The organism is Allobosea vaviloviae, assembly GCF_001298265.1.
Classification (GTDB): domain Bacteria; phylum Pseudomonadota; class Alphaproteobacteria; order Rhizobiales; family Beijerinckiaceae; genus Allobosea; species Allobosea vaviloviae_B.
The window spans coordinates 150,691-163,329 of the sequence record NZ_LGSZ01000032.1; the positions used below are offsets into that span (position 1 = coordinate 150,691).

The 12,639-nt window shown below is 69.0% G+C and carries 9 protein-coding genes; 5 read left to right on the forward strand and 4 right to left on the reverse strand.

Going from position 1 to position 12,639, the window contains the following annotated elements; genetic code table 11:
• Positions 1 to 23: 23 nt before the first annotated feature.
• The 4 genes from AE618_RS10600 to AE618_RS10615 form a co-directional block, all read right to left on the reverse strand.
• Positions 24 to 1,718 carry an amino acid ABC transporter ATP-binding/permease protein gene (locus AE618_RS10600; RefSeq protein ID WP_054209022.1) on the reverse strand — a complete coding sequence of 565 codons (1,695 nt, stop codon included), beginning with the start codon at positions 1,716 to 1,718 and terminating at the stop codon, positions 24 to 26.
• The gene (gene cydD / locus AE618_RS10605) at positions 1,715 to 3,403 is read right to left on the reverse strand and encodes a thiol reductant ABC exporter subunit CydD (protein ID WP_054209023.1); all 1,689 of its coding nucleotides are present in this window, start codon (positions 3,401 to 3,403) and stop codon (positions 1,715 to 1,717) included. Before cydD ends, AE618_RS10600 begins: the two co-directional genes overlap by 4 nt.
• A complete protein-coding gene (locus AE618_RS10610) occupies positions 3,400 to 3,981 on the reverse strand; it encodes a GbsR/MarR family transcriptional regulator (RefSeq protein ID WP_054209024.1) in 582 nt (193 codons plus the stop codon). Before AE618_RS10610 ends, cydD begins: the two co-directional genes overlap by 4 nt.
• 133 nt (positions 3,982 to 4,114) lie before the next feature.
• Positions 4,115 to 5,320 carry a diaminopropionate ammonia-lyase gene (locus AE618_RS10615; protein WP_054209025.1) on the reverse strand — a complete coding sequence of 402 codons (1,206 nt, stop codon included), beginning with the start codon at positions 5,318 to 5,320 and terminating at the stop codon, positions 4,115 to 4,117.
• Positions 5,321 to 5,456: 136 nt separating this feature from the next.
• Between AE618_RS10615 and AE618_RS10620 the strand changes: the two genes are divergently transcribed.
• From AE618_RS10620 to fdxA, 5 genes are all read left to right on the forward strand, one after another.
• A complete protein-coding gene (locus AE618_RS10620) occupies positions 5,457 to 6,713 on the forward strand; it encodes an aminopeptidase (RefSeq protein ID WP_054209026.1) in 1,257 nt (418 codons plus the stop codon).
• A gap of 167 nt (positions 6,714 to 6,880) precedes the next feature.
• Positions 6,881 to 7,768: an alpha/beta fold hydrolase gene (locus AE618_RS10625; protein ID WP_082365171.1), complete on the forward strand. Its 888-nt coding sequence runs from the start codon at positions 6,881 to 6,883 to the stop codon at positions 7,766 to 7,768.
• Positions 7,769 to 8,082: 314 nt separating this feature from the next.
• Positions 8,083 to 11,520, forward strand: a complete 3,438-nt coding sequence (locus tag AE618_RS10630; protein ID WP_156330208.1) for a helicase-related protein — start codon at positions 8,083 to 8,085, stop codon at positions 11,518 to 11,520.
• A gap of 16 nt (positions 11,521 to 11,536) precedes the next feature.
• A complete protein-coding gene (locus AE618_RS10635) occupies positions 11,537 to 11,848 on the forward strand; it encodes an RNA-binding S4 domain-containing protein (RefSeq protein WP_054209027.1) in 312 nt (103 codons plus the stop codon).
• A gap of 192 nt (positions 11,849 to 12,040) precedes the next feature.
• Positions 12,041 to 12,379, forward strand: a complete 339-nt coding sequence (gene fdxA / locus AE618_RS10640; RefSeq protein WP_054209028.1) for a ferredoxin FdxA — start codon at positions 12,041 to 12,043, stop codon at positions 12,377 to 12,379.
• Positions 12,380 to 12,639 lie beyond the last annotated feature (260 nt).

Below are 12,639 nucleotides of genomic sequence, written 5' to 3' on the forward strand. Positions count from 1 at the left end.
CGCCGGCAACGAGAAATCCGTCTTCAGTCCGGCCGCAGGGCCGCAAGCGCGGCCTTGAAGGCTGCTTCGCCACGCCGCGCCACCGACACGACATGGCCGCGCTCCATGACGACGATGCGGTCGGCGGCTTGGGCCTCGCGCCGGACATGGGTCGCGATCACGACGCAGCGTCCCTCTCCGCAGGCCGTCAGCCGGGCCATCACGTCGCGCGCGGTCGCGCCGTCCAGGCCTTCGGTCGGCTCGTCGAGCAGCCAGAGCGGCGTGTCGCGCAGGATCAGCCGCGCCAGCGTCAGCCGGCGTGCCTGGCCGCCCGACAATCCCAGCGCGTTCTCGCCGAGGCGGGCATCGAGCCCTTCGGGCAGCGCCTCGACATCGCCGCGCAGACCGGCCGAGGCCAGTGCGGCGAGCAGGCGGCCGTCGTCGGCAGCCGGGTCGGCCAGGCGGAGATTGTCGCGCAGGCTGTCCTGGAACAGTTCCGTGCGCTGCGTCAGCAGCGTCGCCGGCAGCGCCTCGACATGCCCCTGATCGGGCGCGATCTCGCCGGCGATGAGCGACAGCAGCGTCGATTTGCCGGCACCGCTCGGCCCGACCACGGCGACGACCTCGCCCAGACGCAGCGACAGCGACAGCTCGGCGAGTGCCGGCAGACCCGCGCCGTCATGGCGAACCGCCACACGGCTCAGGCGGACGGCCAGAAGCGGCTCGGCCGGACGGACCACCGTAGGTGCGGTCTCGGCGGGTGCCAGCCGCGGCCCGATCCGCCGCGCTGCCAGAAGGGTCCGGCCGAGTTCGAGCGCGCCGCGCCGCAGGGCGGCGAAGGGCTCCAGCGCCGCCAGCGCGATCAGGACGCCGAGCGCAGCGACCGGCGTGCCGATCAGCCCCGCCTCGGCCAGAGCCGCCACCGCCAGCAAGGTGCCCGAGAGCAGCAGCGCCGAGGCCAGTCCGAAGCCGATGCCGATTCCGGTCTCGATCCGGTTGAGGGCATCGTCGCTCGCCGCCTGCCGCAAGTCGGCGGCTGCGATGGCCGCGCCTTGCGCCTGGAGCCGCCCGGCCATGACCAGATCGGTCTGGCCGGCGACGAGATCGATGGCGCGCGCCCGCAGCGCCTCGTTGGCATGGGCGCGCCGTCGCGCCGGGTTCGACGCCAGCAGCGCGCCCAGAACGGGCAGGCCGATCCCCGCCAGCAGCAGCCACGCGCCCGCGCCCAGACCCAGCGCCGGATGCAGCGGCACCAGCGTCAGCACCACGACGAACGCCGTGACGAGCGCCGCCGCCATCGGCACCAGCACGCGCAGATACAAGGAATCGAGCGCGTCGATATCGGCCGTCAGCCGAAACAGCAGCCGCGCCGGACGCAGCAGCAGGAGACGCGCCGCGCCCGGCCCCGCCCAGCCCCGGAACAGTCTTTCGCGCAGTCCTGCCAGCAGCCGCAGCGTCGCGTCATGCGTCACCAACCGCTCGCCATAGCGCGAAGCGGTGCGACCGAGCGCCAGCAGCCGAATGCCGGCCGAGGGCGCGAAAACGTCGAAGGCGAGCGCGGTCGCCGACGACAGGCCGGCGATGGCGGTCGCGGTGATGAACCAGCCGGACAGGCCAAGCAGCGCGACGCCCGCCAGCACGGTCACCGCGGCCAGCAGCGCCCCGCCCAGCAGCGCGCCGCGCCGCTCCAGGAGGAAGAAGGCCAGAACCGGCCGCAGATGGCGAAATGATCCCGTCATGCGGCGCCCTCCAGCCGTTCGGGATCGAGCCTGATGACGCGGTGCATGCACGCGGCCAGCACCGGATCATGGGTGGCAACGAGAAGCGTGCGCCCGGCCGCGAAGGCGAGAAGCCGCTCGGTGATCTCGCGGGCGGTCGCGGCATCGAGATGGGCCGTCGGCTCGTCGGCGAGGATCAGGCCCGCATGCGGGTTGGCCGCGCCGCGTGCCAAAGCAAGCCGCAGCCCCTCGCCACCGGACAGGCCAGCCCCGCCCTCCCCGATCGAAGCGTCCGGCCGCGCGCCGGCAAGAGCGTCGAGCGAGGCCAGGCGCAGCGCATGAGCCACGGCATCCGCGCGCAGCCCCTCCCGCCCGAGCGCGACGTTACCGGCGAGCGTCCCGGCGAAGAGATGCGGACGCTGGCCGATCCAGGCGATGCGCCGACGCAGGCTCGCCGCGCTCGCAGGATCGAGCCTTGTCCCGCCGACGACGATCTCGCCGCCATCGGCGGGGGCGGGGCCGGCGACCAGCGCGAGCAACGTCGATTTGCCGGAGCCGCTGGGTCCCAGCAGCGCGACATGCTCGCCCGCCGCGACCTTGAGGTTAAAGCCATCCAACACGGCCTCGTCGCTGCCCGCATGGCCGAAAGACAGGCGCTCGATGCGCAGATCGACCGCGCCGCCTTCGGCCACTGCGGCAGCGCCATCGGCACCCGCGCCCCCGACCAGCGCGAGGCCTCCGCGCGACAGACCGTCCAGCGCCGAGATCGCCGCTTGCCCCGACGCGCGATCGTGCCAGACCGAGGACAGTTCGCGCAGCGGCTCGAAGAAGGCCGGCGCCAGCAAAAGGACGAACAGGCCCTGGCTCAGGCTGAGCCTCTCGCCCCAGGCGCCGAAAGGCAGCGCATCGAGCAGGTGGAAGCCGACATAGACCGCGACCATGGCGACGCCGAGCGCGGAAAACAGCTCCAGCACCGCCGAGGACAGGAAGGCGATGCGCAGCACCGCCATTGTGCGCGCACGCAGATCATCGGCATTGGCCCGCAGCCGCAGCGCGGTCGCATCGACCGCGTCGAGCGCGCGGATCGTGGCGAGCCCGCGCAGGCGGTCGAGCAGGAAGGCGTTGAGGCTGCCGGTCTCGGCAAGCTGGGCCTCGCTCGCCGCCTTGGCGCGCCAGCCGATCAGCGCCATGAAGACCGGGATCAGTGGCCCTGCCAGCAGCAGCACCAACGCCGCGACCCAGGACAGCGGCGCCACGGCGCAGAGGATCGCGAGCGGGACGACGGTCGCCTTGAAGCGGGCCGGCCGAAACCGGGCGAGATAAGGCACCAGCGCCTCGGCCTGCTCGGTGACGACGCTCGCTGCCAGCCCCGAGGCCGGCCGCGCCCGGTCGAGCGGCGAGCCGGCCGCAAGCGCCGCGACGGCCTCCTGCCGGCGCAGCGACAGGCTGGCACGCGCGGCCAGGAATGCCTTTCGGGCGCCCACCGCTTCGAATGCCGAACGGGCAACGCCGAGCATGAGAACGCCCGCCGCCGGCAGAAGCGCATCACCGATGCCGCCGCCATCCGCGAGACGTCCGATCACGAAGGCGATCAGACCGGCCTGCGGCAGCCAGAGCAGCGCGCCGGCGACCTGCAACAGCATCGCGGCGCGGTCGGGCCGCTCCGCCGCAGCCGGGACGCTGGCGCTGGCGACGCCGGGCATCATGGCGCGCGACCCTTCTCGGTCGGGGCGCGCTGACGACCGATGGAGACGATTCTGTCCTTGACCTCGAGGATCTTCGTCACCCGGGCGCCGAGCCCCAGCAGCATGGCAAGCCGGTCGGTCTCGAGCTTCTTGACGTCGTCGTACCAGGTGGTGAGCTGCTCGATCAGTCCATGCATCTCCGCCATGCGGGCCTGGGCATGGCGCTCACCTTCATCGGCCGGCTTCTGCATCAGGATTTCGCGCAGCACCGACAGGGTCGGATCGACCTCGCGCTTCTTGCGCTCCTCGGCGAGCGTCCGCAGGATCTGCCAGACATCGTCCGGCGTCGTGAAGAAATCGCGCCGGTCGCTCGGCAGATGCTTCAGCAGCACGAGATTCCAGGCCTGCAGCTCGCGCAGGCCCATCGACACGTTCGAGCGGGAGACGCCCAGCTTCTCGACGATGTCGTCGGCGCAGAGCGGCTCGGCCGCGATATAAAGCAGCGCATAGATCTGCCCGACCGTGCGGTTGATGCCCCAGCGGCTGCCCATCTCTCCGAAATGCAGCACGAAGGCCTGGGTGAGCGGCGAGAGATTCATGGTATCCCGTACAATCTGAATTTTCAGTAATTTCTGAAATAGACGTACATGCAGAAATAACGCGCCGCAAGCTGTATCAGGCTTGCAGACGCGGCATTGCGATGGATCAAGCGGCGGGCGCTGAGGCCGGCGGCTATCCTGCGGGCTTAGACGACACCCCGGATGCCGATCGGCCGCCATGGACCAGCTCGGCATAGCGCGCCGGATCCGTCGCGCCTTCGGTGTTCACGACGAAGACCCGCGACGTCGCATCGAGCGCGAGCTTGCTGCGGATCGCGGGGTCTGCCGCCGCGACGATCAATCCGGCCAGGCCCGCGCCGCCGCTTTCGCCGGCGACCACGACGGGGTCGTGGCCCGCCGGACGCGCCAGCCGGTTCATCACCGCCACCGCATCCGCGTCCTCGACCGTCATGAAGGCGTCCGCCACCCGCGACAGGATGCGCCAGGCGACGAGAGAGGGCTCGTAGCAGTCCAGCATCGCCATCACCGTCGGCTCGCCGACCTCGGCCTTCACCGGCTCGCCTGCCCGCGCGCTCTCGAACATGCAGGCCGCGCGCGCCGGATCGACCGCGACGAAGACCGGCCGCTTCTCGCCCAGCACCAGAGCGAAATGCGCGGCGACCGCCGACGCGATGCCGCCGACGCCGACCTGCACGAAGACATGCGTCGGCGGCTCCGGCATCTGGCGCAGCGCCTCGGCGACCAGAGCCGTATAGCCCTGCATCACCAGCCCCGGAATTCGCTCATAGCCCGGCCAGGAGGTGTCGGAGACGACGCTCCAGCCCTTCTCCGCCGAGACGCGCGCCGCCTCTGCCACCGAATCGTCATAGGTGCCTTCCGCGCGGATCATCGTCGCGCCGAAGCGCGCGATCGCGGCGATGCGCTCCTCGCTGACGCCGGAATGCACGAAGATCGCCGCCTGCGCACCGACGAGCTGCGCGCCCTGCGCGACCGAGCGCCCGTGATTGCCGTCCGTCGCGCAGGAAAAGGTCATGCGGCCCGCGACCGCGCGCACCTCGGGCGTCTGAAGCTCCGCGATGTCGACCGCGCGGCCGAGCTGGCGCGAGGCCTCCTCCAGCACGAGCCTAACCACGACATAGGACCCGCCCAGCGCCTTGAAACTGCCGAGCCCGAGCCGATGGCCCTCGTCCTTGATGGAGACTGCCCCGATCCCGAGCTCGGCCGCCAGCGCCGGCAGGTCGTGCAGCGGCGTCACCGCGTAATTTTCCCGCTGGCGGATCTGGCTTTCGACGGCGGCCGCGCCGGCAGCGCCCAGGGTTTCGGCATCCTCCGGCAGCAGCGGCTTGCGATGGTCGGGATGCGTGTTGAGCAGGAACATGGCGTCTCGCGTGATGGGCGCCGGAGCGGCTCCGGCGCAAGCGGCGTCATCCTGCAACGTCCCATGAGGGATGGTCCATTGGCGGGGGCCTGACTCTGCACTAGATTCTGCGCACACAAGCGAGCCCAGGCGTCCCATGACCATTCATCAGCGCGGCATTCACACCTCGATCGACCCGGACAAGCTCGACAGGCTGGCACAGGCGGCCGTCCGCGTCGGCCTGAACCTGCAAGCCGGCCAGGACCTGTTCCTGACCGCCCCGGTCGCGGCGCTGCCGCTGGTGCGCAAGATCGCCGAGCACGCCTACAAGGCCGGCGCCGGTCTCGTCACGCCGATCCTCTCCGACGAGGAGGTCACGCTGGCGCGCTATCGCTACGCCCGCGACGACAGCTTCGACCGTGCGGCCGGCTGGCTGCATGAGGGCGTCGCCAAGGCGTTTTCGAACAACACCGCGCGGCTGGCCATCGTCGGCGACGACCCGATGCTCTTGTCCGAGCAGGACCCGGCCAAGGTCTCGCGCGCCAGCAAGGCCAATTCGGTCGCCTACCAGCCCGCGCTCGAAAAGATCGCCGGCTTCGACATCAACTGGAACATCCTCGCCTACCCGACCGCTGCCTGGGCCCGCCGAGTGTTCCCCGGCGACGCCGAGGAGGTCGCGGTCGCCAAGCTCGCCGATGCGATCTTCGCAGCCTCCCGTGTCGAGGCCGGCGATCCCGTCGCGGCCTGGGCAAGCCACAACGCGAGCCTGCGCGTCCGCACGCAATGGCTCAACGGCCAGCGCTTCCAGGCGCTGCATTTCACCGGTCCCGGCACCGATCTGACGGTCGGCCTGGCCGATGGCCATGAATGGCAGGGCGGCGCCTCCACCGCCAGGAACGGCATCACCTGCAACGCCAACATCCCGACCGAGGAGGTCTTCACCACGCCGCACGCGCGGCGGGTCGACGGCCATGTCTCGAGCACCAAGCCTCTGTCCTATCAGGGCACGCTGATCGATGAGATCCAGGTGCGCTTCGAGGCAGGCCGCATTGTCGAATCGAAGGCGAGCCGCGGCGCCGACGTGCTGGCCAAGGTGCTCGACACCGACGAAGGCGCGCGCCGGCTGGGCGAGGTGGCGCTGGTGCCGCATTCCTCGCCGATCTCGCAGAGCGGCATCCTGTTCTACAACACGCTCTTTGACGAGAACGCCTCCTGCCATATCGCGCTCGGACAGTGCTATTCGAAATGCTTCCTCGACGGCGCGACGCTGACGCCCGAGCAGGTCGCGGCGCAGGGCGGCAACAAGAGCTTCATCCATATCGACTGGATGATCGGCTCGAACTTCGTCGACATCGACGGCGTCCATGCCGATGGCAGCCGCGTCCCTGTCTTCCGCAAGGGCGAATGGGCCTGAGCGGCCCTTTGCATCTCGCATCAGCTGATCGAGCTGCCGCCGAGACGGTCCTTCGATAGGCCGGCCCTGTGGAGAAGCAGGGCTGCATCGCCCTCATGCGCCGGCTGGCGATTGCGACATCGTGCGGGGAGGCGCTAGCTTCCTGCAGAATCACGCCGGGAGTTTTCATGTCCAGCGACTTCGCCACCCCGCCCGGTCTGCGCCATCGCCAGATCGCGGTACGTGACACGACGCTGCATGTCGCCGAGGTCGGCTCCGGAACACCCGTGCTTCTGCTCCACGGCTGGCCGGAGTTCTGGGCGACCTGGCTGCCGCTGATGAACCGGCTTCATCCCGATTTCCGCCTGATCGCGCCGGACCTGCGCGGCTTCGGCGACAGCGCCAAGTCGCCTGCGCCGCGGGCCGATGTCGGCGCCAACAGCCATGCCGACGACATGGCCTCGCTGATCGCGGCGCTCGGCCTCGACTCGGTGGGCGTCGTCGGCCACGACGTCGGTGCCTATGGGGCCCAGGCGCTGGCGCGGCGCCATCCGCAACTGGTCGACCGCCTGCTGTTCTTCAACTGCCCGACCCAGAGCATCGCCGAGCGCTGGGTCCATGAGGGCCATGTCAACGAAATCTGGTACCAGTCCTTCCAGCAATTGCCGCTGGCCGAGGCGATGATCGGGCTGAGCCGGCAGTCCTGCGCGCTGTATTTCTCGTATTTCCTGTCGCATTGGTGCCATCGCAAGGACGCCTTCGATCCGGCGCTCGACCTCTGGATCGACAACTTCATGAAGCCGGGCAATCTGCGCGGCGGCTTCGACTGGTATCGCAGCCAGAACGCCGCGCGGCTGGCGGCGATCGATGGGCACCCGACACCGTCGGTCCGCATCCATCAGCCGACCCGGGTGCATTGGGGCCGCCACGATCCCGTTCTCAAATCAGAGTGGGCGGCCTTCGTGCCGGAGCATTTCGACGATGCAAAGATCAGCTTCTGCGAAAGCGCCGGCCATTTCGTCCATGTCGAGGCGCCCGACGAGGCGGCGGAGGTTTTCGCGGGGTTTTTCGGCTGATCATGGCTGGCGTCGTCGATCGCCGGAGCACAGACCCTCGTTTCGTGGCCAACAGCGCTTAGATAGTCTCGGGCGCGGGACGCAGCCGGCGGCAGGCGACCCCAGGCGCAGAGAAGGACAGGCGATGCCGGTGTTCGAAATCGAGATAGAACGGCGCGAGGCCGCGACGCCGCGACGGCCCGGCAGGAACGAAACCCGATTCCGCCGGAGTCAGCGATTCGGGCCTGCTTCGTTCGGGACTCGTTCCGCTTCCTAGTTCACCGCTGCGCCCCGAGCCGTCACATGACGCCCCGATGGGCGTCATGGCGAGGCGAATGGCGACACGTCAGATCGGCTGCGCCTTGATCCCTTTCCGCTCCCTGCCTCCCTCGGTCCGCTCGCAAGGCGTCACTGCGGTCCTGGGCCCGACCAACACCGGCAAGACCCATCTCGCGATCGAGCGGATGGTGGCGCATCCGACCGGCATGATCGGCCTGCCGCTGCGCCTGCTGGCGCGCGAGGTCTATGCCCGCGTCGTCGAGAAGGCCGGCGTCGATGCGGTCGCGCTCGTCACCGGCGAGGAGAAGATCAAGCCGGCGCGGCCGCGCTTCTGGGTCTGCACGGTCGAGGCGATGCCGCGCGATCTCGCCGTCGATTTCGTCGCGATCGACGAGATCCAGCTCGCAGCCGATCTCGACCGCGGCCATGTCTTTACCGACCGGCTGCTGAACCGGCGCGGCCGGGCCGAGACCATGCTGATCGGCGCCGGCACGATGAAGCCGGTGATCGAGCAGCTCATCCCCGGCGTCAATGTGGTCACGCGGCCACGCCTGTCGCAGCTGCTCTTCGCCGGCGACCGCAAGATCACGCGCCTGGCTCCACGCTCGGCCATCGTCGCCTTCTCGGTCGAGGAGGTCTACGCCATCGCCGAACTGATCCGGCGGCAAAAGGGCGGCGCGGCCGTGGTGCTGGGCGCGCTCAGCCCCCGCACGCGCAACGCACAGGTCGAGATCTACCAGTCCGGCGATGTCGATTATCTCGTTGCGACCGACGCCATCGGCATGGGGCTCAACCTCGATGTCGACCACATCGCCTTCGCCGCCGAGAAAAAATACGACGGTCATCATTTTCGCAAACTGAACCCGGCCGAGTTCGGCCAGATCGCCGGCCGTGCCGGGCGCCATCTGCGCGACGGCACCTTCGGCACCTCGGGCCGCTGCCCGCCCTTCGAGGCCGATCTCGTCGAGGCGATCGAAAATCACCGTTTCGAGCCCATCAGGCAGTTGCAGTGGCGCAATACCGACCTCGACTTCCGCTCGATCGAACAACTCCTCGACAGCCTCAACCTGCAGCCGAACGAGCCTGGCCTGACACGCGCGCTGATCGCCGAGGACATGACGACGCTGGAAATCCTGGCGAAAGACCCCGAAATCAGGGCATTGGCGCAGGGCCGTCCGGCGGTCGAGCGGCTCTGGGAGGTCTGCGGCCTGCCCGATTATCGCAAGATCGCGCCGCAGCAGCATGCCGACCTCGCCACCACGCTGTATCTGCGGTTGATGCGCCATGGCCGGCTCGATATCGACTGGTATAGGAGCCAGCTTGCGGCGCTCGATCGCACCGATGGCGAGATCGATACGCTGTCGGCGCGCATCTCCCAGGTGCGGACCTGGACCTTCGTTGCCAACCGACCGGACTGGTTGCCCGATCCGGAGCATTGGCAGGGGGTTGCGCGTCTTGTAGAGGACAAGCTGTCCGATGCTCTCCACGAGCGTCTTGCCAGCCGATTTGTCGATCGGCGCACCAGTGTTCTGATGCGCCGTTTGCGGGAGAATAAGATGTTGGAGGCTGAGGTCACCACGACGGGCGACGTGCTCGTCGAGGGCCAGCACGTCGGAATGCTGCAGGGTTTCCGCTTCACGGCGGACCCGAAAGCCGGCGGGCCGGAGGCGAAAGCCCTGAACATGGCTGCGATGAAGGCGCTCTCCGGCGAGATCGAGGCGCGCGCCGCGCGCGTCGTGCTCGCTGGCGACGATGCCTTCGTGCTGTCGCATGACGGCCTGCTGCGCTGGATCGGCGAGCCTGTGGCGCGCCTGATCACCGGCGAGAAGGCGATCGAGCCGCGCCTGCGCCTGCTGGTCGAGGAGCACCTGGCAGGCCAGGCCCGCGAACAGGTCGAGGCCAGGCTTCAGCTCTGGCTGAAGAATCACGTCACGCGCCTGCTCGGCGCGCTGCAGCTGCTCGAGGATGCCGGCACCCTCACCGGCATTGCGCGCGGCATCGCCTATCAGGTGGCCGAATCGCTCGGCGTTCTCGAGCGCGCCAAGGTCGCCGAGGAAATGAAGGCACTCGACCAGGAGGGCCGCGCCGCGCTGCGCCTGCTCGGCATCCGCTTCGGCGCCTTCCATCTTTATGTTCCGGCGCTGCTCAAGCCCGCGCCGCGCGCGCTCGCAGCCCAGCTCTGGGCGCTCAAGCATGGCGGCCCGGAGCTCTCGGGCCTCGACGACATCGCCCATCTCGCGGCTTCGGGCCGCACCTCCTTCCCGGTCGACAAGGCGGTGCCCAAGGGGCTCTACCGCGCCGCCGGTTACCGCGTCTGCGGCGAGCGCGCCGTCCGCGTCGACATCCTCGAACGCCTTGCCGACCTGATCCGGCCCGCGATCGCCTATCGCCCCGGCCTGACGCAAGGCACGCCGCCGACCGGCGCGGCCGACCAGGACGGCTTCGTCGTCAGCGGGGCGATGACCTCGCTCGTCGGCTGCGCCGGCGAGGATTTCGCCTCGATCCTGCGTTCGCTCGGCTATGTTTCCTCCAAGCGGCCCGGCCCCGCCATCACCGTGCCGCTGGCCGCGCCCCCGTCCAAGCCGGTTGCGGCAGAACCCGCCAAGGCTGACGACGTCCTCGCTGGCGACGAAGCTGCGGCAGAGCCTGTCTCCGAAGCGGCAGCCTCAAGCGACGAACAGCCGGCCGAGGCTACCGCGACACCCGAGACGGCAGCCGAGCCCGATCCAGTTGCCGAGCCCGTGATCGCCGACGTTGTGGTTTCGGCCGATGCTCCCGCATTGGAGACGGCGGATGCGCCGATCCTGACGCAGGACGAGGTTGAGCCCGTGCGCGAGCCGGTTCCGGCCGACCTGATGTCGGCTCTGCCGCCGGCTGAGCCCGAGACCGCAGCCGAGACGGCCGAGACAGAGCCCGTCGCTGTCGCCAGCGAGGCGCCGGTCGCGGCAGCCGAGCCCGAACTGATCGAGGTTTGGCGTCCGCATCGCCATCAAGGCGGCCGCCGGCCCGAGCAGCCCAATCGCGGCCCCCGCGAAGGCGCAGGCGCACCCGGCGAACGCCAGCCCGGCGGACGCCGTGGCGACCGGCCCAATCGCGGACCGCGACCGGGCGGACCGCGTCGCGATGGCGACGCTCCGGCGCCAGTCATGGCTGCCCCCGTCGAGGGTTCACCTGCCGTGCCGCGTCCCGAGCGCGAGCCTCGGCGTGACGACCGCCCCCGTTCAGGCCAGCGCGGCCCGCGCCCCGACCAGGGTGCAGGTCAGGGTCAGGGTCAGGGCCGGCCCGAGCAGAATCGCGGGCCCCGCCCCGATTTCAAGCGCGACGGGCGTCCGGGCGGCGGCGGTCCGCGGCGCGACGACCGTAACCGCGAGGATCGCGGTGAGCGCTTCCAGCAGCCGCCGAGGCCTCGCCCGGCTGATCGCGAGCCCGATCCGGATTCGCCCTTCGCCAAGCTCGCCGCCCTGAAGGCGCAGCTCGAAGGCCGCAAGAGCTGAGGGCGGCGAGCGAAGCGTGCGGGACGATCGTCAGCGCCTCGACAAATGGCTCTGGTTCGCGCGCTTCGCCAAAACGCGCACAGTCGCCGTGCGTCTGGTCGAGGACGGCCATGTCCGAATCGACGGCCGCAGGGCGGGTAATCCCGCTCAGGCACTGAAGCTCGGTGATGTGCTCACGCTCGCCTTGCCCCATGCGACCATCGTCGTGCGCCTGCTATCGCTGGGCGAGCGTCGCGGCTCCTTCGAGCAGGCCCAGTTCTTGTATGAGCGGCTGGACCAGGGCGGGCGCGGCGATGCGCCGCTTGCAGAACAAGAGGGTAGCGTCTAAAAATAGCGATCATTTGCATACGAATGAATTTCGAGGCCGGCGTCGCAGGAATTCGTCCTCCAGGACGGGCGATAAAGAGACATTCCTGCTACCCGAAAAGGCCTGATCGGCCTTGAATCCTGCGCCTGCGAAGGCTTTATGAGGCCGGCTGGCGGTGGGAAGCGCCTGCGACAAGATCGAGGAACCTGCGACATGACCTATGTGGTCACCGAGAACTGCATCAAGTGCAAGTATATGGACTGTGTCGAGGTCTGCCCGGTCGACTGCTTCTATGAAGGCGAGAACATGCTCGTCATTCACCCCGACGAGTGCATCGATTGCGGTGTCTGCGAACCGGAATGTCCCGCGGAGGCGATCAAGCCGGACACCGAGCCGGGCCTGGAGAGCTGGCTGCAGCTCAATTCCAAATATGCCGCGAGCTGGCCCAATATCAGCCAGAAGAAGGATGCTCCGGCCGATGCCAAGGCGTTTGATGGCGTTGCTGGAAAACTCGAGGCGCATTTCTCGCCTGAGCCGGGCGCAGGCGACTAGAAACCGGGCAGAACGACGCGCCTCAGCCTCGCGACAGCGTTAACCATTCCTGCGCCGCGGAACGCAAGCTTGCCCGGAGCTTGCGTTTACCTTTGATTTGGCGTGTTTTTTATGCTACATGATAGCCTCAGTCGCATTCGTTCCGCATGCCCCTGCGAGGTTTTTCACAATCGGGGCGCCCCCTAGAAAAGGATGACGAAAGCCGCCGGCACTCGTGCCGGAGCAATCGATGTCTTTGGCCTGGTGGCACAGAAAGAAGC